General features: G+C 37.5%; 17 protein-coding genes, 1 pseudogene and 1 riboswitch. Of the genes and pseudogenes, 10 read left to right on the forward strand and 8 right to left on the reverse strand.

Annotation, left to right across the window (positions count from 1 at the left end; genetic code table 11):
* The first annotated feature begins 249 nt into the window (after positions 1–249).
* From JN080_RS19225 to JN080_RS19240, 4 genes are all read left to right on the forward strand, one after another.
* On the forward strand, positions 250–3,849 hold the full coding sequence (locus JN080_RS19225; RefSeq protein ID WP_256237591.1) for an AAA family ATPase: 3,600 nt from the start codon (positions 250–252) through the stop codon (positions 3,847–3,849).
* Positions 3,846–4,283 carry a hypothetical protein gene (locus JN080_RS19230; protein ID WP_256237592.1) on the forward strand — a complete coding sequence of 146 codons (438 nt, stop codon included), beginning with the start codon at positions 3,846–3,848 and terminating at the stop codon, positions 4,281–4,283. Before JN080_RS19225 ends, JN080_RS19230 begins: the two co-directional genes overlap by 4 nt.
* A 15-nt stretch (positions 4,284–4,298) precedes the next feature.
* Complete coding sequence (locus tag JN080_RS19235; protein WP_256237593.1) at positions 4,299–4,901, forward strand: hypothetical protein; 603 nt, start codon at positions 4,299–4,301, stop codon at positions 4,899–4,901.
* 237 nt (positions 4,902–5,138) lie between these two features.
* On the forward strand, positions 5,139–5,366 hold the full coding sequence (locus tag JN080_RS19240; protein ID WP_256237594.1) for a hypothetical protein: 228 nt from the start codon (positions 5,139–5,141) through the stop codon (positions 5,364–5,366).
* Positions 5,367–5,530: 164 nt separating this feature from the next.
* Here JN080_RS19240 and proB read toward each other — a convergent pair.
* Both proB and proC read right to left on the reverse strand, forming a co-directional pair.
* Positions 5,531–6,357: pseudogene (gene proB / locus JN080_RS19245) on the reverse strand (glutamate 5-kinase); the annotation flags it as partial.
* A 344-nt stretch (positions 6,358–6,701) separates the two neighbouring features.
* Positions 6,702–7,562, reverse strand: a complete 861-nt coding sequence (gene proC, locus JN080_RS19250) for a pyrroline-5-carboxylate reductase (protein ID WP_256237595.1) — start codon at positions 7,560–7,562, stop codon at positions 6,702–6,704.
* A gap of 497 nt (positions 7,563–8,059) precedes the next feature.
* Between proC and JN080_RS19255 the strand changes: the two genes are divergently transcribed.
* The gene (locus tag JN080_RS19255) at positions 8,060–8,605 is read left to right on the forward strand and encodes a MerR family transcriptional regulator (RefSeq protein ID WP_256237596.1); all 546 of its coding nucleotides are present in this window, start codon (positions 8,060–8,062) and stop codon (positions 8,603–8,605) included.
* 55 nt (positions 8,606–8,660) lie between these two features.
* Here JN080_RS19255 and JN080_RS19260 read toward each other — a convergent pair whose 3' ends face one another.
* Positions 8,661–8,876, reverse strand: coding sequence for a hypothetical protein (locus JN080_RS19260; protein ID WP_256237597.1), 216 nt, complete (start codon positions 8,874–8,876; stop codon positions 8,661–8,663).
* Positions 8,877–9,533: 657 nt separating this feature from the next.
* Between JN080_RS19260 and JN080_RS19265 the strand changes: the two genes are divergently transcribed.
* Complete coding sequence (locus JN080_RS19265; RefSeq protein ID WP_256237598.1) at positions 9,534–10,928, forward strand: amino acid permease; 1,395 nt, start codon at positions 9,534–9,536, stop codon at positions 10,926–10,928.
* 105 nt (positions 10,929–11,033) lie between these two features.
* Here JN080_RS19265 and JN080_RS19270 read toward each other — a convergent pair whose 3' ends face one another.
* Positions 11,034–11,342, reverse strand: coding sequence for an AzlD domain-containing protein (locus tag JN080_RS19270; protein WP_256237599.1), 309 nt, complete (start codon positions 11,340–11,342; stop codon positions 11,034–11,036).
* The gene (locus tag JN080_RS19275) at positions 11,332–12,051 is read right to left on the reverse strand and encodes an AzlC family ABC transporter permease (RefSeq protein ID WP_256237600.1); all 720 of its coding nucleotides are present in this window, start codon (positions 12,049–12,051) and stop codon (positions 11,332–11,334) included. Before JN080_RS19275 ends, JN080_RS19270 begins: the two co-directional genes overlap by 11 nt.
* A 125-nt stretch (positions 12,052–12,176) precedes the next feature.
* Here JN080_RS19275 and JN080_RS19280 point away from each other — a divergent pair, with 125 nt between their 5' ends.
* Positions 12,177–13,046, forward strand: a complete 870-nt coding sequence (locus tag JN080_RS19280) for a LysR family transcriptional regulator (protein ID WP_256237601.1) — start codon at positions 12,177–12,179, stop codon at positions 13,044–13,046.
* Positions 13,047–13,185: 139 nt separating this feature from the next.
* On the opposite strand, the gene JN080_RS19285 is transcribed toward JN080_RS19280, so the two are convergent.
* Both JN080_RS19285 and JN080_RS19290 read right to left on the reverse strand, forming a co-directional pair.
* Complete coding sequence (locus JN080_RS19285; RefSeq protein ID WP_256237602.1) at positions 13,186–13,605, reverse strand: cupin domain-containing protein; 420 nt, start codon at positions 13,603–13,605, stop codon at positions 13,186–13,188.
* A 179-nt stretch (positions 13,606–13,784) separates the two neighbouring features.
* On the reverse strand, positions 13,785–15,200 hold the full coding sequence (locus JN080_RS19290) for a PQQ-dependent sugar dehydrogenase (RefSeq protein WP_256237603.1): 1,416 nt from the start codon (positions 15,198–15,200) through the stop codon (positions 13,785–13,787).
* Positions 15,201–15,510: 310 nt separating this feature from the next.
* Here JN080_RS19290 and JN080_RS19295 point away from each other — a divergent pair, with 310 nt between their 5' ends.
* The 3 genes from JN080_RS19295 (at position 15,511) to JN080_RS19305 (ending at position 18,594) form a co-directional block, all read left to right on the forward strand.
* Positions 15,511–16,854: an NAD(P)/FAD-dependent oxidoreductase gene (locus tag JN080_RS19295; RefSeq protein ID WP_256237604.1), complete on the forward strand. Its 1,344-nt coding sequence runs from the start codon at positions 15,511–15,513 to the stop codon at positions 16,852–16,854.
* A 307-nt stretch (positions 16,855–17,161) separates the two neighbouring features.
* Positions 17,162–17,941, forward strand: coding sequence for an SDR family NAD(P)-dependent oxidoreductase (locus JN080_RS19300; RefSeq protein ID WP_256237606.1), 780 nt, complete (start codon positions 17,162–17,164; stop codon positions 17,939–17,941).
* 17 nt (positions 17,942–17,958) lie between these two features.
* A riboswitch (SAM riboswitch) is annotated at positions 17,959–18,068 on the forward strand.
* A gap of 142 nt (positions 18,069–18,210) precedes the next feature.
* Positions 18,211–18,594, forward strand: a complete 384-nt coding sequence (locus tag JN080_RS19305) for a YidH family protein (protein ID WP_256237607.1) — start codon at positions 18,211–18,213, stop codon at positions 18,592–18,594.
* Here JN080_RS19305 and JN080_RS19310 read toward each other — a convergent pair.
* Entirely contained in the window at positions 18,568–18,744 is a 177-nt protein-coding gene (locus tag JN080_RS19310; protein ID WP_256237608.1) for a hypothetical protein, read from the reverse strand. The genes JN080_RS19305 and JN080_RS19310 overlap by 27 nt on opposite strands.
* Between the last annotated feature and the right edge of the window lie 272 nt (positions 18,745–19,016).

The raw sequence follows: 19,016 nt of genomic DNA on the forward strand, positions 1-19,016 counted from the left end.
GATTTTCTATGTCCTTCTCTTATAGATGGAATAATTTTAATATGAAATTAGGTTTATAATGATTTAACTTATCGATCACAAGGTGTTCATTTTCGCCGATTCGCCCTTCATCTTTTTGTAAGTCCAAAAGATGAGTCTAAATTTGTAATGAAGAAATCACTTTTGAAAGAAACTATTGATAACTTTTCATTTTACAATTCTGTCCTAGAGCAGGATTTACAGTTGGTTAACATGAAATGAGGTTTCTTTATGAATTTGCAAAAATGGCTTCGTATCCTGATTCCAGAAATCCAATTGTTTGATTATGTTCAAGCAAAAGGTTTTACAGGAAAAAAAGCGAAAGTGATCCAGCAATCTCAATCAGCTAATATGGTAGGGGCAACAATGCAGAATGGGCCAATACTTCAAAGCCCTCAGCATGTTCCGCATTCCTCCGCAGCAATAAAAGAAGTCATGAACGATGCCAGGGTTGGTATAAAACAATTTGGTCTTACTAAATCGAATGATGAGCTTGATTCTATTTTTTTAGAAATTAAAAAAGTAATGAACGAGGAAATCCTTCGCCAGGATCCGTTTATTGAAGAATTGATTGTAGCTTACAAAAAGGCCTTTTTTAAAAGGGAAAAAGGGATTGTGCAAAATACCATTTTGATAGCAGGTCCTTCTGGTACAGGAAAATTTACCGCTATTCGGCTATTGATTGATCAGCTTTATAAGAAGAAATTAGTCCCTTATAATCGCTTTGCAACAATTGATCTGGGGAAGTATACAGAATCTGAAATTCAGACGAACTTTATTCTTGATTGTACAGCAGCTTTTGAGTATGGGATTGGTACGGTTTGTTTTACTGGCTTTGAAAATGCAAATTCCCAGATCTTAGACTACGTTTCAAAGTTATTTGAGAATGGGTATTTTCGGACTTCAAATGGCGTAATGGTTGATGCTTCCGATTATTTTCTACTTATCTATTCCGACGCTGATTGGAACGAGGAAGAACGGGGGCGCCTTCCACAGTCGATTGCCACTAAGATCCCGCCGGGCATTTTGAAAGGAATCCAATCCATTGCCCTTTCTTCCCCATTGCTGAAAGAAGATTTAGAAGTCATTTTGAAACAAAAATTATTAGCTGCCGCATTAAGATTAGAAAACCAAGCGCAGCTCCATCTCTCTTTCGAACCATCGGTGTTTTCAGAGCTGGCTGAAAGAATTTTGGCGACTAAACGGTATGGAGAAGAGGTTCTCCATTTTGGAAATAAAGACTTTTATCCGGCTTTAGTTGATTTAAGAGCAAGAGGGGTTTTTAAAGCAGGAGACCAAATTCTAATCAAATTTCAGGATCAAGTATTGGTTGCTTCACAAGGAATCCAGTCATATCCGCTAAAATCGATTCCACTTGTTCGAGAAGAAGATTTAGAAGATATTCTTGCTGAACTTAATAATTTAACAGGGTTGGCGGCTGTCAAACGTTCCGTTTCTGAGTTGCTTGAAACGGTTAGAATTCAAAAAGCAAGAAAGGCAGCAGGATATAAACAGGTAGAAGATATGGCTATGCATATGGTTTTTTCCGGGAATCCGGGAACAGGAAAGACCACGGTTGCCCGATTAGTTTCCAGAATTCTAAAAGCGATGGGTTTGCTTTCACAAGGACAGCTTGTTGAAGTATCAAGGCAGGATTTAGTCGGGGAATATTTAGGATCGACTGCTCCCAAGACGAATCAGGTGATGCAACGTGCCCTTGGTGGTGTCCTATTTATAGATGAAGCCTATACACTATCGAGGGAAAAACAAGATCCCTTCGGTCAAGAAGCTATTGATACGATTGTCAAGGGGATGGAGGATAACCGGAATGATCTTGTTGTTGTGATTGCAGGGTATACAAAAGAGATGGAGACATTTTTAAATTCAAATCCCGGTTTAAAGTCACGTTTTCCCTATCTCATAGAGTTTCCTGATTATACACCAGAGGAAATGCACCAAATCTTGGACCAGATGGCTAAATCACGGGACTTTATCATCGATCCAGGCATACAATCTGAGCTTTTAGCCTTATTTGAATCCAAACAAATCTCCGGAAGAAATGACAATGGAAATGGACGTCTTGTTCGGAATCTATTAGAGGAGGCCATTCGGAAACAGGCTGTCCGCTTAAATAAGGAAACACACGTAAAAGATTTAAGATTACTGACGGCTGCAGACTTTGGAATCAATGCGAAAAAACCTTTTGATATGGAAGCCTCTTTTGAAAAAATAATCGGATTGGAAAACGTTAAAGATTTTATACGAACACTAAAAAAACAAATTTTAGCCAATCAAAAGAGAAAAAAGGCAGGAATAATCACGGAGCAGTCTCAAACTTTAAATATTGTTTTTTCAGGAAATCCAGGAACGGGCAAGACCACGATGGCTAGACTACTTGCTGAAATGCTGAAGTCAATGGGGCTTTTAAAAAAAGGGCACCTGGTAGAAGTAGGCCGGCAGGACGTAATTTCAGAGTATATGGGACAAACAGCCGTAAAAACAACTGAATTGGTACAGAGGGCACTCGGCGGGGTTTTGTTTATTGACGAAGCTTATAGTCTTATGGAAGAAGGAGTACAAGGTGGCGGTTATGGTAAAGAAGCAATTGATACCCTTGTTCGCTTAGTGGAGAATTACCGGAATGATTTGGTGGTCGTTTTAGCTGGTTATACAGAAGAAATGGAACGGTTTATGAAAGTAAATCCGGGATTATCGTCTCGTTTTCCTTTGAAAGTTGAGTTTCCAGATTACACGCCCGAACAGCTTGCTCAAATGACCGACATTCAGTCTAAAAGCAAAGGATTTATTCTCTCTAGTGATGTAAAAGAACCGTTGATTGATTTTTACCGGGAAAAGCAAATTCCTGGAAAAAATGACAGCGGTAATGGACGGCTCGTCCGAAATGTACTGGAACAAGCGATTCGAAATCAGGCGATTCGAATTGTGGAAAAGGTTGATATCCCTCCGACCGAATTAAATCTGTTAACGATAGAAGACTTTAAATTAACGGCGAGACAGCCTGAAAAGGAAGCAATGGAAGAATTGCAAGCGATCATTGGACTTGAGAATGTAAAGAATTTTGTAAAGTCCTTGTCCGCCCAGATTGAAGTCGCAAATAAGAGGAAACAGATGGGATTGCCTGATATCGGCTCTCAAAGTCTTCATATGATTTTTAAAGGAAATCCAGGTACAGGAAAAACGACCATTGCTCGAATCCTGGCAAAAAGGTTAAAGGAACTGGGTGTTATTAAGCTAGATCATATAGTGGAAACGGATCGTTCGGGTTTGGTTGCAGGTTATGTAGGTCAAACAGCTTTGAAAACCCGTGAAGTACTTGAAAGTGCTTTAGGAGGAATTCTTTTTGTCGATGAAGCATATGCACTTGCAGGAGGCAGTCAGGACTTTGGACAGGAGGCAATTGATACCATTGTTAAGTTTATGGATGATCACCGGGAAAATATTATTGTGATCCTGGCCGGATATGACGAAGATATGGATCGTTTGCTGGAAACAAATGCAGGACTCCGTTCTCGATTTCCTACTATCATTACGTTCCCGGACTACTCAGTTGATGAACTGCTGGCGATTAGCAGAAATTACTTGAAACCAAAGGGCTATGAACTGAGTCTTGATGGTTTATTAGCTCTTCGAAATATATTGGAGAGGTATTCAGATGATCCGGGCTCAGGAAACGGACGTTTAGCACGAAATATTTGTGAAGCGGCAATACGTAAGCATGCACTTAGGACCAGTCAACTTAGTAATCCTTCTTTAGAAGATTTGTCACTATTGCGGAAAGAAGACTTTCTGAAGGCAGGAGGGGCGTTATGAAAAGATTAATAAGGCTGTTGTTTGCCGGATTGTTTTATATTTTTCTTTTCCCTGTAACCGTGTTCCTTGTAATATTTGGACCAATCATGTCGTTCTCAGATCTTTCAGATGTCTTTAAATATCAAGCACCAAGGTTGGCATTAAGCCTGCCGGTTCTCGTATTTTTAGGGTTTGTTCTGTTTTTGTCCATGAAAGTCAATTCATTAAAATGGATTTATAAAAAGTTTCCGGTCTTGCTGCCTTTTCTTCAAATGTGCTTTCTTAGTCTTTTTGCGCTTCAAGTTGGATTGGAGTTTGCCAACCTCTGGGCGGATAATAATTTTTATCCTAAAAGTGCAGCAATTGTCTTAGCGATATTGTCATTTGCCATCGGAAGATTATTTATGTCGTATTGGTATTATAAATATCCAATCAGCTATAAAATTCATAAATAGGAATGAGGCTTTACTGTGCTGAAGAGAATTTCACAAGTAGATGACCAAACAACCAATATACCGAATAATCGTCAAGAGCAGGGCAGTATGGAAGCGCAGGAAGAAATTATTTATCATGAAAAGAAACATCGGAAACCTGTCTTTTACGGAAGTATTTTGGCCATTGTACTGGCCATTATTTTTAGTATGGTTTCCGGAGAAACTTCATCCGATGAAAAGGCGGATGAAGTTGTAGCGAATCGGATTAGTCATTCAACAAATGCCGGTAATAGTTTATATACAAGTGAAGTTAACTCTGGTATTGCTCCGAAAGACTTTACCGTCACGATGGATGATTCAGGAGGTTCAGCGAGAATGCTCATCTGGGATTTTAATAAAGAAGATTTGGATCAAGTTCAAATCTTTGTAAACGCACAACCAGTAAAGGAAAAGTTAATCCTGACTCATAATCCTGCCGCTATCTCGATTCCCGTACCAAGTACCATTACCATTAAAGGACTTAAAGACCATGGCGGAGGAATCTCATACGCCGTAAAATTTCCAAATAATAGACTAACATACTTTAACGTAACAACGGTCGGCGGGGCTAACACGTATACCGTAACCATACGGCCTTGATTAATATTGTTATCTACCTAATTGCATGTTGAAGTAGTAAATCTATAAACATTTGCCCTTTTTAATTTTTCTCAACCATTATGTAAGAACGAAATATTTATTAGAAAAAATACGGAGTTCTTTACGTGCATTTTCGTTCAATGGTTTGCAAACATTCTTCAACAAAAAGGAAGTGAATAAAAAACCATTTAAAGTTAACGCTATAACATAAAAAATATTTATAAAAGGAGACTCTTCGTGAAGCCATATGTAATTAGTAACATGATTATCGATGATGATTTTGCTGTCGAAGAATATGTTTCGGCTGAATTTATATATAATCATAAAGAGTATAGCATCACTTTTAAAAAAGCAGATCTTGAGATCATAAATACCTGGGTTTTCGAGAATGGCACCTCCATTCCGGCCAATTTATCAGATGAAATGATTGAGTCAATAAGAGAAGATGTAAAAAAAAGAATCTAGTGATATTGTAAATAGCGTACGGTGAAAGCACGGTGACGTGTGGATCGGACTGATACAAATCGATCGAGGACTTAACCAAATCGAAAAGCTCCTGCGTCCGGTAAGCGACTAGTGTATGTCGCTAACCGGACGCAGGAGCTAGACAATATGAGTTAAGCGAACTTAAAGGCAATCCATTCTTTCTTTTGATTTAGATAAATTGATGGTTCTTCCCCAAAAAATACGTTCCCCTTGCCTTTCCTAAAACGGCATCGACAACAATATTCTTCCTGCGTGCATTCCCTAAAAAGGTTGGAATACCGGAAGCCATAGCAATTTTAACTGCCTCAATCTTAGATTTCATTCCGCCTGTTCCAACACAACTTCCTGAATCGCCAGCTGCGGCTTCAATTTCTTGGGTGATTTTATTCACATGTTCCAACAACTCAGCGTGAATGTTTTTGGAGGGGTCGACATTATACAGTCCATCAATATCCGATAAAAGGACTAATTGATGAGCATCCACTAATTCGGCTACCTTTGCCGAGAGTGTATCATTATCCCCAAACTTTAAACGATCAATTGTCACCGTGTCATTTTCATTAACAATCGGAATGATTCCTCTTTGGATCAATACGTTCAATGTACTTCGAACATTTTTATATCGATCTGCATCCAAAAAGTCATCTTTCGTAATTAATATTTGGGCCGCAACATAGCCGTGCGATAAAAAAAGCTCTGAATAGGTTTCTATTAATAATCCTTGACCGATGGAGGCCGCCGCCTGCCTTTCTGGTAATGTTTTCGGGCGCTCAAGACAGCCGAGTTTCCGGTATCCTGCGGCAATAGCACCGGAAGAAACAAGTACTACTTCATGACCTATATCTTTTAGGTACACGATCTCATCAGTAAGTTTTTCAAGCTTTTTACGACTAATTTCTCCATGTTTGCTTGTTAAAGAACTGCTGCCGATCTTTATGACTATCCGCTGTAGCTTAGTGTTTGGAATCATCCAATCACTCCTGTTCAAGTTTTTTTGACTCTGTAAGGTGGAGGCAATGTTCCCAGTGGATTCTCCACTTAAATTATGAATAGGGGAGTCGATTGGGAAAGGTTTTTATTAAAGGTTCATTTTGGAAAGATTATGGCTTTCAACTTTGCTTGAAGCTAGTGCAAAAGCGAACAAATTGCCTGACAGCAGTGGAATAAGTTGTGAAATCGAAGGTATGTTTGTAACGTGGAATGTTATTTGATTACCGTCCAATACACAGCTAGATCGACGGAATAGGTAGATTTATACTTAGCTGAAAAGTAGGCATTACTTTTGAAAACAACAATTACTCCGAAAAAGTCCTATTAAATGGTTTCTGTATTATATTTCTTACCGATTGCTTGCTCTAGTTGTGAACTCATCTCTTTAGAGCGATGGGCAGCATGTTTTATCGCCTGGGATATAGCTTTGCCGCCCCCGTACATTTGTAGTGCAGCTAAGCCTGCCTCTGTTGTTCCGTTTGGAGATGTGACGTTTTCTCTTAATAAGGCGGGTGTTTTATCTTGCTCTTGAATCATTTTCGCAGCACCCATCATCGTTTGAGCAATAAGCTGCCGTGTTAATTCTTCATTTAATCCTGCCTTTAATCCCTCTTTTTCCATGTGTTCCATTAAGTAATAAAAGTACGCGGGGCCGCTGCCTGCAATACCTGTGAAAATATCCATTTTCTCTTCAGGTATATGGTACACTTCGCCAATACACTGGAGTAATTCTTTTGCATATGAAATATTTTGTTTGGTGGTATGTTTGCCAGGGGATATTGCGGTTGCAGATTCCCCAATCATACTAGAAGTATTCGGCATTACCCGAATCACCTGCTGTCCTGTTGGTAATTTCTTTTCAATAAAAGAGGTCGTCACGCCCGCTAAAACAGACAGAATAAGGTGGTGTGGCAGAAGTTTGTTTTTGATGGATTGTAAGGTAGTTTCTGCATCTGTTGGTTTCATTGCGAGGATAATTATATCGATGTTTTCGAAGTTTAAGTCAACGTTTGTTACGGTGGTAATTCCATAAGTATCTTCAAGTTGTTTCAAACGTGCTTTATTTCTACGATTGGTTACAATAATTTGATTTTTCTGTATTTTTCCAGTAGTAACAATGCCTGATATCATGGCTTCTGCCATAGATCCTGCACCTAAAAATGCAATTGTTTTTTTATTTAACATCCAATTTCTCCTAAATTGTTCGTATTTTTGTTCGTGTTTATCAATCGTTGACCCTATATTACCATGTGCTGAATCAATATCAAGGGATAGATGGAAATTTATGTGTATTTGAGCCAATTAGTGAGCATAAGCGAAAATAGCGTATGCTCAATTGGCAAAATCAGCTTATAAGCCGAAATATCGTCGCACATCGGGGAATTTGGCAATTTGAAGTTTTGGTGCCAGGAAACACAAAAGTTTTATATAAATTAGAAATTCCTTTATCAATTAATCGTGGTAGTTTAACAGGGGAGAAAACCGAATATTTAACGGACTTGTATTTTTCTACCAAATTGAATATGGTTAAGCGATTATGAGATCAAGGCTAAAACCATAATATGAGTTACTTAAGAAAATCTTCAAAATTTTCAAATAAATAGACAAGATCAATGAAGGACTTTTTTCCTTTTTGTTTAATTAGTACGATATATAGTCGTAACAGTTAGGGGGAAAGTGATATGGGTGAATATGCTACAAAGGATATTGCCAAAATAGTAGGTATACAGAATCAAAAAGTACGAAAATATGCCCAAGCATTAGAAAAAGCAGGATATAAATTTACAAGGAATGATAGAGGTTTTCGGGTTTTTACTGACATTGATGTTCCTTTAATTCAAGAAATAATAAAGCTATCTTACGATACGGGAATGAATATAGAACAAATCGCCTTAAAGGTAGTAAAACAGCAAAATAGCAATACAGATTCAACGATTCCGCTTATATCGGAAGTCGCTGAACCTATGCAAAATGAGGTGAAAACGAGCCATTTGCTAAATATCGAGGATGAGCGTTATAAAACATTATTAGATGAAATTGGTTCATTAAAACAGCTAATACTTAATCAGCAAAAATATATTGAGGATCGCCTGGAACAACAACGTGACTGCAAGTCTTTGGAATCATTAAGAGAATTTCAGGAAGTAAAACAGCAGCTCTTACAAATAGCAGCTGCACAAGAAAAAGAAAAGAAAAAGAGTTTTTTTAGTAAGTTGTTTAAAAAGTAAAGGTAACCTGGCCATTATTGATAAAGATACAGATCATCTATTCAACGGTATAATATTAGACTACTATCTTTTCATCTATCCGGATATAACGTACTAAATAGGAATTTATCATATAATTTCCTTGGTCATTTTTCACAATAAAGCATTTGCAACGGTCCATCTTTTCAATTATTTCTTGTTCAACATCTTCTTTTGTAACATTTAATTCTTTTATCATTTTTTCGGTGATAATATCATTATCAAAAGTATAGCAAATAGTAAATTCCTTCATACTAATTTCCCCTTCTTTTTTTACTCGTGGTTATAAGTAGAATAGAACTTCACCTTTTGCAAGAGTACATTTGTTACAATTTGCTTAGGACTAGATTTGCCTTTTTAAGAAACTGCACATAGAATGGTCCTTAATCAATGGAATAAAAGGTGAATTGATGAGTTTTTGTAAAAATTCATTAACTAGTAGTATCCAATCTTTTAAAAGTAATAATAGAACTGGAAGTTCAAAGTTGTTGGGGGATCCTACCATATTCTTTTTTTGTGTTTCGACAATTTGAGAACATTTTTGGAGCATTTAACCTATATATGTAATTTACACCTATATGTAAGAAAATTCAACAATATTTTCTTTTATAAATTTACAGATGGAGAAATAAGCAAAATTGAAGGACTATTGATACAAAAGCTTTTGTGATTTAATGAAAAAAAGCATAAAAGCATAAAAACAGCAAAGCGTTAATTCGCGTCATTGCTAGAAAATTTTAAAAAGTTTATAATCCTTTAACAGAAAGGACAGGTGCATTTAGTGCCATTCACCATTTTAGCTTCGGTGCAACTAAAAACAGAAGTTTATAAAAAGTTTTATAAACTTTTTTTCATGTGCGTTGTTTGATCTATTTTAAAAAGGATATAGTTTTACGAGGAGGAATATTGGTTGGGTAAAAATCATCAAAGAGAGAAACTGCAACGAGGTTTGGATAACAGGCATATCCAGTTAATTGCACTTGGAGGTGCAATTGGAGTTGGACTGTTCTACGGCTCAAGCGCAACCATTCAAATGGCTGGTCCATCCATTTTGTTCTCATATTTAGTCGGAGGCTTGGTTATTTTTACCATAATGAGAGCGCTGGGGGAAATGGCTGTGGATGAACCGGTTTCAGGTTCATTTAGTTCATACGCAAATCAATATTTAGGGACGTTTGCAGGTTACTTAACCGGCTGGACCTATTGGTTTATGTGGGTTGTCGTTGGAATGGCAGAAATAACGGTAGTTGGCGTTTATGTGAATTACTGGTTTCCAGACATTCCACAATGGCTAACAGCACTTGCTGTACTAGTTGTGATTACAATGATAAACCTTGCTAATGTAAAAGCATATGGAGAGTTTGAATTCTGGTTTGCGCTGGTTAAAGTTGTAGCCATTATCGGAATGATTCTCCTTGGATTAGGAATCACTTTCCTGGGAATTGGGAACGGAGGTCATCCAATCGGTTTTGACAATCTTTGGACTCATGGAGGATTCATGCCAAATGGAATCAAAGGCATTTTAATGTCATTGGTTCTCGTGATGTTTTCATTTGGCGGGGTAGAATTGATTGGAATTACGGCAGGGGAGGCAAAAAATCCTCAAAAATCAATTCCATCAGCAATCAACAATGTCATCTGGAGGATATTAATTTTTTATATTGGTGCATTAGGAATTATGATGATTTTATATCCTTGGAATGAGATAGGAACGAAGGGCAGCCCGTTTGTCTTAATTTTTGATAAAGTTGGAATTCCTGGTGCCGCCAATATTATTAACTTTGTTGTCATAACAGCAGCATTATCTGCTTTTAATAGTGGGTTATTCGGTTCAGGAAGAATGCTATACAATTTATCATTGCAAAATAACGCTCCGAAATATTTTGGAAAGCTTAACAAGAATGGTAGTCCGAGACGTGGAATCCTGTTCTCTTCACTGTTTTTATTAGTGGCAGTAGTTTTGAATTATATTGTTCCCGAAAAAGTGTTTATCTATATTTCTTCTGTTGCCACGGTTGCGGTTATCACCAGTTGGACGATTATACTGATTACACAATTAAAATTCAGACAATCAAAAACAATAAAAGAAATAGAAAAATTAGCATTTAAAGTGCCATTATATCCAGTTTCAACCTATTTAGCTTTAACTTTTTTAGCACTTGTCATTGTCTTAATGGCATTTATTGCGGAAATGCGAATAGCATTAGTTGTGGCACCTATATGGTTTATGACTCTTTATATAGGATATAAAATGAAAAAACAGGACCTTCCAGAGAATTCCATCAAAAAGCAAAATATTGGGTAAAGCATGGGTAAAGCATGGGGACGGTTCTTGTGTCTTTTCGTGAGACACAAGAACCGTCCCCATGCATCTTTTGGACAAGCTTTGCGCTGTGCCAGGCACGCAGGATTAGATGATAAAAAGCTCTACGATCAAAACAGCAAAACATGATAGCAGGGAGACTTTGAATAAGCCGGAGCCTGTGTAGGAAAAAACGATGGCAACTATGAAACCGACTAATGCTGACCACTTTGATGCCGTTGCATCTAAAATCGCTGGAAATACCATAACGGCTAATGTTACAAAAGGTACATAGTACAAAAATGACTTGATATACGTATTTTTGATTTCTTTTCGAATCAAAGTCAGCGGCAGGACCCTTACCAAATAAGTAACGGCTGCCATGACAAAAATGTATAGATAGACACTACCCTTCATGAGAACTTTTCTCCTTTACAGGAAATAATGCTGCGGCTATACCGGCAATGAGAATCGTTAAAAGAATAATCTTGACTCCTGATGAAATCATGTGCAGAATAGGAAGCCTTGTGAACAGCAAACTAGCCATCATGGAAACCACAATGAGAACGGACAGAATTTTATTTCCTTTGGCCGGAGGAATGATGACGGCCAGTAACATTCCATACAAAGCAATACTTAATGCACTAATCATCCTGGAAGGCAAAATATCTCCTGAAACAACACCAAAAAATGTACCAAGTGCCCATCCTGGCAACGCGATACTCATAAGTCCGTATGTATAATAGGGATTTAATGGGCCATTTACCGCCATCGATACTCCGAATATCTCATCCGATATCCCAAATGCCATTACCATCCTGTGAAAAAGTGATGTCTTCCGATTAATCTTCTGCGACAGAGTAAAAGACATCAGGATATATCTTGAATTAATTATGAGCTGTGTGACCGCCATTTCCAAAAATGCAGCGGAGGCCGAAATTAACGTAAGTCCCGCAAACTGTCCGGCTGACGTAAAATTGGTTACCGACATGAGGACAGACTGAAATGGGGTAAGCCCGGCCTGTTTGGCAATAATTCCGAAGGTAAAAGAAACCGCAAAATAACTAAGAGAAATGGGGATGCCGTCTTTTATACCTCTTTGCCATGCCTTCAGATTTGTTTCCATCTTGATCCCTTCCTGTGAGCTGATATCGTTTAAATGTCAATGAATTCTATCATATGAATGGATATTAGTAAAATTAATATATATGATAGAAATATTAGTTATTCTAATGTTCAATGGAGGATTCTATGAACCGTTATGAAATCTTTTTGAAGGTAATCGAAACAGAAAGTTTTACTAAAGCAGCGAATGAATTGGGATATACCCAATCAGCGATCAGTCAGATGATTCATTCCTTAGAGGAGGAACTTTCCACAACATTAATTTTTCGTTCCCGCAAAGGAATCACCCTTACTCCCGATGGAGCAGAATTTCTTCCATACATTAAAAATGTATGTAATTCCTATCGAGAGCTCATCGAGAAGAGTAAAGAAATGCAGGGGCTGCAAAAAGGGATTATTCGGATTGGAACGTTCTCAAGTGTCTCTTGTCATTGGCTTCCGGGATTAATCAAAGATTTTAAAAAGTTATATCCGTCCGTTCAATTTCAGTTACAGCAGGGAGAATACACCAGTATTGTCCAGTTTATCAAAGAGGGCAGCGTTGATTTTGGATTTGTGAATCCTGATGCAGTGACACAGATGCACACGGTTCCTTTAAAGCAAGACGAAATGTTGGCGGTATTGCCTTGCAACCACCCATTAGCAGGAAATAAAAATGTCACATTGGCCGAGTTGGGAAGCGAACCATTTATTCTATTAGAGGAGGGCCATTTAAGCGAGCCATTGGAAATTTTTAAGCAGAATGACCTCCACCCCAATATCCAGTACCGGGTACATGATGATTACACCATCATGTCCATGGTTGAAGAAGGTTTGGGGATCTCTATCTTACCGAAATTGGTCTTGAATCGAGTCAGCTATCATCTTGTCAAAAAGAAAATATCTCCACCGATTGTCCGTACGATCGGAATAGCTTACAAGAACAAGAAGACATTACCAATATCAAGCAGATTTTTTATAGATTTTCTGATTGAGCAATTTCATGGTAAGAAATGAAATCAGGAAAATCAGGCAGGATGGAATGTTCATGAGAGGAAGGGGTGATTACCATCATAAAAAAGACAGCCCCTAAAAGAGGCTGCCATGAAAATTTGCCGCAACGATCCATGTCTTTACGGAGGGATCATAATGGGAGTTATGGATTTCTCTTTTCCCAAAGTCTATCGAGTCCCGGGAGAAGCAAAACACTTTCCTGTTCATTAGGATCAGTGCGGGCAATTAAGGCTGTACAGGATTCGGAATCACTCGGATTGTATGGAAGATGAGGCATACCTGCGGGAATGTAAAGAAAGTCACCTTCTTCTAGATCCATAAACTTTTCTAGCTTCTCACCATACCACATTGCAGACTTCCCTTTCAGCATGTAGATGGCCGTTTCATGGTCCTCATGGAGATGTGCTTTTGCACGTTTACAGGGTGGAATCGTTACTATATGCATGCAGATTCCCTTAGAACCAACGCTTTCTTTTGAAATCGCTTCAGCATAGTCAAATCCCTGTTTGCCATGATAAGTTCTCGATGGTCGAATGAGATGGCAAGAGGGTTCAGAATTCATTTGTTTCACCTCCCATCGTTCAAAACCTCCCTTCATGTTTTGAGATAAACATATTTTGAAAAATAAGAATTAATTCCTGTATGGTCAATTTTTTTGAAAATAAGCAGGAATTTACACTGTCTTCCTTTTCAATTCAATCCAAGAAAGAGGTTTATCTAGTAGTAAGTCGAATTTAGGAATCATGGAACAACTTCAAAAACAGTTCCTTGGTTAAAATCAGTTACTTTCATTGAGCCATAAGCCCCTAAATATAGTCTGGTTTGATCCAGATTCGTTCCCAAAGAAACATAATAAGCTGATTGAGACCCAAAATTATAATCGGTTTCAATAACACTAAAATCATTTAGTTTACCATCTGTTCTTACCCTGGTATAAGCTAAAACTCCTCTAACCGGAGAACCAGATTCTTCCTTCCGGGCAAGATCGGTAAACACAACGCTCCCGGTCAAAGCGGGGATTCCATTCCCCATATAGGACTGAACGCCTGTAAGTGCAGTTCCTCCAAACTTATCAGGCCTTTGATCCTTATGAAAATAACTAGCTAGAGGCTGAAGACGCCTCGCTGAAGTGTTTACTGCTTCATTGTAATAGACAATAGTTTTCTCATCCAAAGTCGGATTTTCAGTACAGCCCCTTATCGTTGAAGTAGGAAAAGCACCTTCCCACCCCCGCCAGCCAAAGTTAATAAATCCTTCTTGGTCAGGTTCGGTGTTTCTTAAAGAAGCTTGAATAAGCTGAGGTACCGGGATTGGTTTAAAATAAACGAATGAAAAAATCGACTCTGCCAAATCCTGTCCAACATTTCCTATATATTTGATAAACTGATTATTCAAACTTTGAAATGAAATTCCTGGTATATTGCGAACTCCTTTGGCAATTACCGTAAGTGTTTCGGAAATAGGTGCGGGAAGTTCATTAAAACGTGTGACCACAGGTGGATTGTTGATAAATGTATTCTTACTTACGTCAATTTCAATTATTTTACCCGCTATTTCCATATTATCCTGACTTAAATTAAATGGATCATAGCCTGAGCCGCCATCTCCGGTTGTTAACACAAGTTTTCTCGTTTCAGGTGAAAAGTTTAAGCTATTGATACCATTATGATTTAAAAATGGTCTTTTTATGTTAAGTAAGGTCCGTCGTTTTTGAGGTTGACCATTCGATTGTAAAATCCATTCTTCTACTGTATCAATATGATCATATTGAGTTTCTCTATTGATCCACCTAAGGTTTAAGGTTTTCGGATCACACGGGTCAGGGTTAAAGCCTTCAGGACGAGCACCTGGACCTTGTGTTCCAGCTATTGAATAATGAAGATAAAACAGACCGTTATAATAAAATTCGGGATGGAACGCCAGCCCCAGCAATCCCCGTTCATCATATCCACCACTAGAACCACCCAGTTTCAAGATTCGCGTGCGAATATCTAAAAAAGTTCTTATACTTCCGTTTCCTATGTAAAAGATCTCTCCTACCTGGGTTGCAATAAATAATCTTTCAATTGAGCCACCCGGAGGTATAGTTGTTTTGAAAACAGTGGGTAAATTAATCTTACTAACAATGGGCCGTAAACGAACTTTAACTTTTTTCAATTAACTATACACTCCTTCTTATTGTTTTCTTTTATAAGATTATGAGCAGAACTGTTCTATTAGTACTAAATAAGGGCTGGGGAAATGGTAAGGCATAGCACCATTTTCCGCACCGGCGTCGGAGGAATCCAGGGCGATCATTGGGACGAGGTAATAATATTTCCGCAGTAAAGAGAATCTTTGGATTAAAGGATGAAGATAGTACTAGGAAAGAAATAGAAACGTAGGAATACGGGGTGGGAGGTTTTTAAGAAAAACAATAGTATGATATATTTAGAAGATTAAAAAAATGTGGCAGGTGTACCTTTCAATGTTTAGTAGGAATAAAGCGATTATTATTGGCGGGGGTATTGCTGGAAAACTGGCTGCCCGTGTGTTATCAGATTTTTTCAAGGAAGTAGTGATCATCGAACAAGATCAAGAACCTGAAGGGCCGTTTCCAAGAAAAGGTGTTCGGCAAGGTGAACATTTACACGCCCTCCTTCTTGCGGGACAATACGGGCTGGAAGAGTTATTTCCCGGAATTACAGAAAAGTTTTACTTAAGCGGAGCAGTGAAAATAAATTCTACAAAAGATTTAGCATGGTTCCACCATGGTGTATGGAAGCTGCGTTTCGATGGAGGATATAGGACCACTCTTCAAACGCGCCCGCATTTAGAGTGGCATATTCAACAATACATAGACAGGATTTCCAATATATCCTTTCACTACAATCAAGTAGTTAAAGATTATTTATTTAATGCTAATGAGAATCGTATTTACGGAGTTGAGATGGAAGCTCGGGATCACTCTATCAAAACAGTAACAGCAGATTTGATTGTAGATGCAAGCGGGGTATCTAGTATCACAACATATTGGTTAAAGAATAGAGGGATCAATATCCCTAATGAAAAGGTTGACATTGGTTTAAGTTATGTAAGCAAATCTTTTCAGCTTCCAGACAGCAAAGCCAGAGATTGGAAGATTAAAATAGTCTATCCAAATCCGCCGCATGAAAAAATAGGCGGAACCATCTCGAAGGTTGAAGGAGAGAAATACATTGTCACAATTAATGGCTATCAAAATGAAATTCAAGAAAAAGAAGTAGTGAAAAATGATAACGGCTTTTTAGAACTATCAAAAAAACTCCCTAAATTAGATATCTATGAAGAAATAAAAAATGCAATCCCTTTATCTAAAACCTCGATCTACCGTGTACCGCAAATTATTTGGAAACGATATGATAAAGTAAAGAACTTACCTCATGGATTATTATTGATTGGTGATACTGTATGCAGGATCGATCCAGTTTTCGGTCAGGGCATGAGTATTTCTGTATTAGAAGCACTTGCCTTACAAAAACGATTTCAAGACAGAAGCGATTCTCTGCAGAAAATTATCCCTGCTTTTCATAAAAAAACAGCAAAAATTATTGCTCCTATTTGGAATATGGTCATTGTCGAGGATTTTCGTTATCCAACTATTTCAGGAAAAAAACCTATAGGTCTTACATTCCAGCAATGGTTTGCAAAAAATATTTTTCTATTATCATCAGAAAATGAAATGATATACAATACATTTATAAAGGTGATGAACCTTGTTCAACCTATGACAATTCTGATGCATCCCAAAATACTAAGAAGTGTTTTGGCACGTTCTTTTTTTACTAAATAAAAAATTCAGCATCCCTGATCTCTTTTATTTAAGTTTCATTTAGTTTTGGAAAAACACGATTACTGCCTGTAATTCGTAAGGCAAACACTAAAATTAAAAATTTATGCAGCATCCTTGAGCTTTGATAACCTGGTTCTTTTGACAGGAGAACCTTTATTAGCTCACTTTGCTTTCGGACTAACGAGACCAAAACACTCCATACTTTACCTTGACATAATATTGCTATTTTGAAATACTCCTTTTATAGGATAAGCATAGAATAATACAATTTTTTTAGTAATTTCATTATTTTAAAAAGGAGTTTATTATGGAATTAGGTTTAAAAGGAAAAGTCGCACTCATTACAGGTTCAAGTAGAGGGATTGGCTTAGAAACGGCTCTATATTTAGTAAAAGAAGGAGCCGAGGTAACCATCTGTGCAAGAAATAAAAACCGTTTAGAAGAGGCTGCAGCTTATATTTTAGAACAAACAGGTAAAGAAGTATTATTTATGGAAACGGATGTTACAAACGAAGAGGCATGTCAAAAGGTGGTTTCTGCTACAGTTGAAAAATATGGACGTTTAGACATTTTAGTTAATAATGCTGGTACTTCTCAAGCTTATCCATTTGAAAAAGTAGGATCAGAGCTTTGGCAGCAAGATCTTGATTTAAAACTATTCAGTTCCATTCATTGTTCTCGTTATGCCATACCACATATGCGACAAGTTGGTGGAGGCGCGATCATCAATGTGACAGCTGCAATTGGAAAGACACCTCCTGCAGCATCATTACCTACTTCAGTCAGCAGAGCAGCAGGGATGGCCTTAACAAAAGCAATGAGTAAAGACCTTGGTCCAGACAACATTCGTGTGAATACCGTATGTATTGGTTGGATTCGAAGTGAGCAGATTGAAAAAATGTGGAAAGACCAGGATCCAGGGCTATCATGGGAACAGTTTTCTTGTAAAGAACGTCAAATTCCGCTGGGACGTATTGGAAATACCGATGAAGCAGCTAAAGTTATAACTTTCCTTGTTTCAGATGCTGCTTCTTATGTTACAGGTACATCGGTTAATATTGACGGTGGTATGGTAGGGACTTTATAAAATTGTTAATTATTGGTTTCTTATCGAGAGGTGTCGAGGGTTTAGCCCTATGGCACCTCAGCAGCCTGTCGTAATTGTCTACAGACAAGGTGCTAAATCCTACAAGTTTTTGCTTGAAAGATGAGAAGATGCTATTTACATAATAAAGTCTCTTCTTATTTGGAAGGGACCTCAGACTCTAGACAACAACACTGATTACTAAGTTCCTTAATGAAAAATGTTATCTAAATTTGCTTCAAAAAATAGTAAATAATTAAGAGGAACATAAAATGAATGAAAGTGAATTTCAAACTAAAGACTCAAAATATATTCAGCAGCATTTAGCTAATGAGAGGACATATCTTGCTTGGATCAGAACAAGTGTTACAATTATTGGATTAGGTTTTTTAATAACTAATCTTCATTTTACAACCTTGTCGGCAGTAGTATTTATTAGTGATTTATTAGCTAGAATTATTGGACTAGCATCTATTGCCGTTGGAATTCTTTTGTTAATAACGGCGACAATCAGTTATTTCACTAAAGCAAATGATATTAATCAACAAATCTTTCGATTTTCTAGAAAAAGGATACTTTTTTTATCTGTATCATTAATTCTCATTTTCCTTGTTTTTGCCGCTTATTATTTATTTGTCTGGAAATTGATTTCGTAACGCAATTGACCCAGGTCCAGGTAATCCTAGAACGGACTTTTTATTCACACGTAATGCTTCAGCTCCATCCTGCGAGAATACACCACCGGCAATTCCTATCACCGTTAGCCAGTTTAATCGATTCATCCGCATAAGAGGTAGGCTAATCAATTAATGATTAGCCTCCTACTCAATTAAGGAATACAATTATTATTAAAATTTCAACTACCCAATTAGAATAAGAGACTCAATCAACCTTAATAAATAAGAGTTGTTAGAGTAATTTTTTAACGAATCCCGAAAGAATTCCCCTTCCTCAAACCTGTGAAGGGCAAAGCCCAAGGTTAGGGAGGGGATGAATTTCGGTTGGCGTAAGACAAAACAATTGTTCTCTTTCCTTTGCATTTGGTATAATTAAATATATATATAGTTCGAGGTGATGG

It is taken from the genome of Bacillus sp. EB600 (assembly GCF_024494385.1).
GTDB lineage: Bacteria > Bacillota > Bacilli > Bacillales > Cytobacillaceae > JAEVLT01.

Bases quoted from the DNA above. Each gene is read 5' to 3' on its own strand.
- JN080_RS19230 (WP_256237592.1), top strand. From the start codon at position 3,846: ATGAAAAGATTAATAAGGCTGTTGTTTGCCGGATTGTTTTATATTTTT.
- JN080_RS19285 (WP_256237602.1), bottom strand. From the start codon at position 13,605: ATGAATTCTGAACCCTCTTGCCATCTCATTCGACCATCGAGAACTTAT.
- proC (WP_256237595.1), bottom strand. From the start codon at position 7,562: ATGTTAAATAAAAAAACAATTGCATTTTTAGGTGCAGGATCTATGGCA.
- JN080_RS19255 (WP_256237596.1), top strand. From the start codon at position 8,060: ATGGGTGAATATGCTACAAAGGATATTGCCAAAATAGTAGGTATACAG.
- JN080_RS19270 (WP_256237599.1), bottom strand. From the start codon at position 11,342: ATGAAGGGTAGTGTCTATCTATACATTTTTGTCATGGCAGCCGTTACT.
- JN080_RS19225 (WP_256237591.1), top strand. From the start codon at position 250: ATGAATTTGCAAAAATGGCTTCGTATCCTGATTCCAGAAATCCAATTG.
- JN080_RS19295 (WP_256237604.1), top strand. From the start codon at position 15,511: ATGTTTAGTAGGAATAAAGCGATTATTATTGGCGGGGGTATTGCTGGA.
- JN080_RS19280 (WP_256237601.1), top strand. From the start codon at position 12,177: ATGAACCGTTATGAAATCTTTTTGAAGGTAATCGAAACAGAAAGTTTT.
- JN080_RS19275 (WP_256237600.1), bottom strand. From the start codon at position 12,051: ATGGAAACAAATCTGAAGGCATGGCAAAGAGGTATAAAAGACGGCATC.
- JN080_RS19300 (WP_256237606.1), top strand. From the start codon at position 17,162: ATGGAATTAGGTTTAAAAGGAAAAGTCGCACTCATTACAGGTTCAAGT.
- JN080_RS19305 (WP_256237607.1), top strand. From the start codon at position 18,211: ATGAATGAAAGTGAATTTCAAACTAAAGACTCAAAATATATTCAGCAG.
- JN080_RS19260 (WP_256237597.1), bottom strand. From the start codon at position 8,876: ATGAAGGAATTTACTATTTGCTATACTTTTGATAATGATATTATCACC.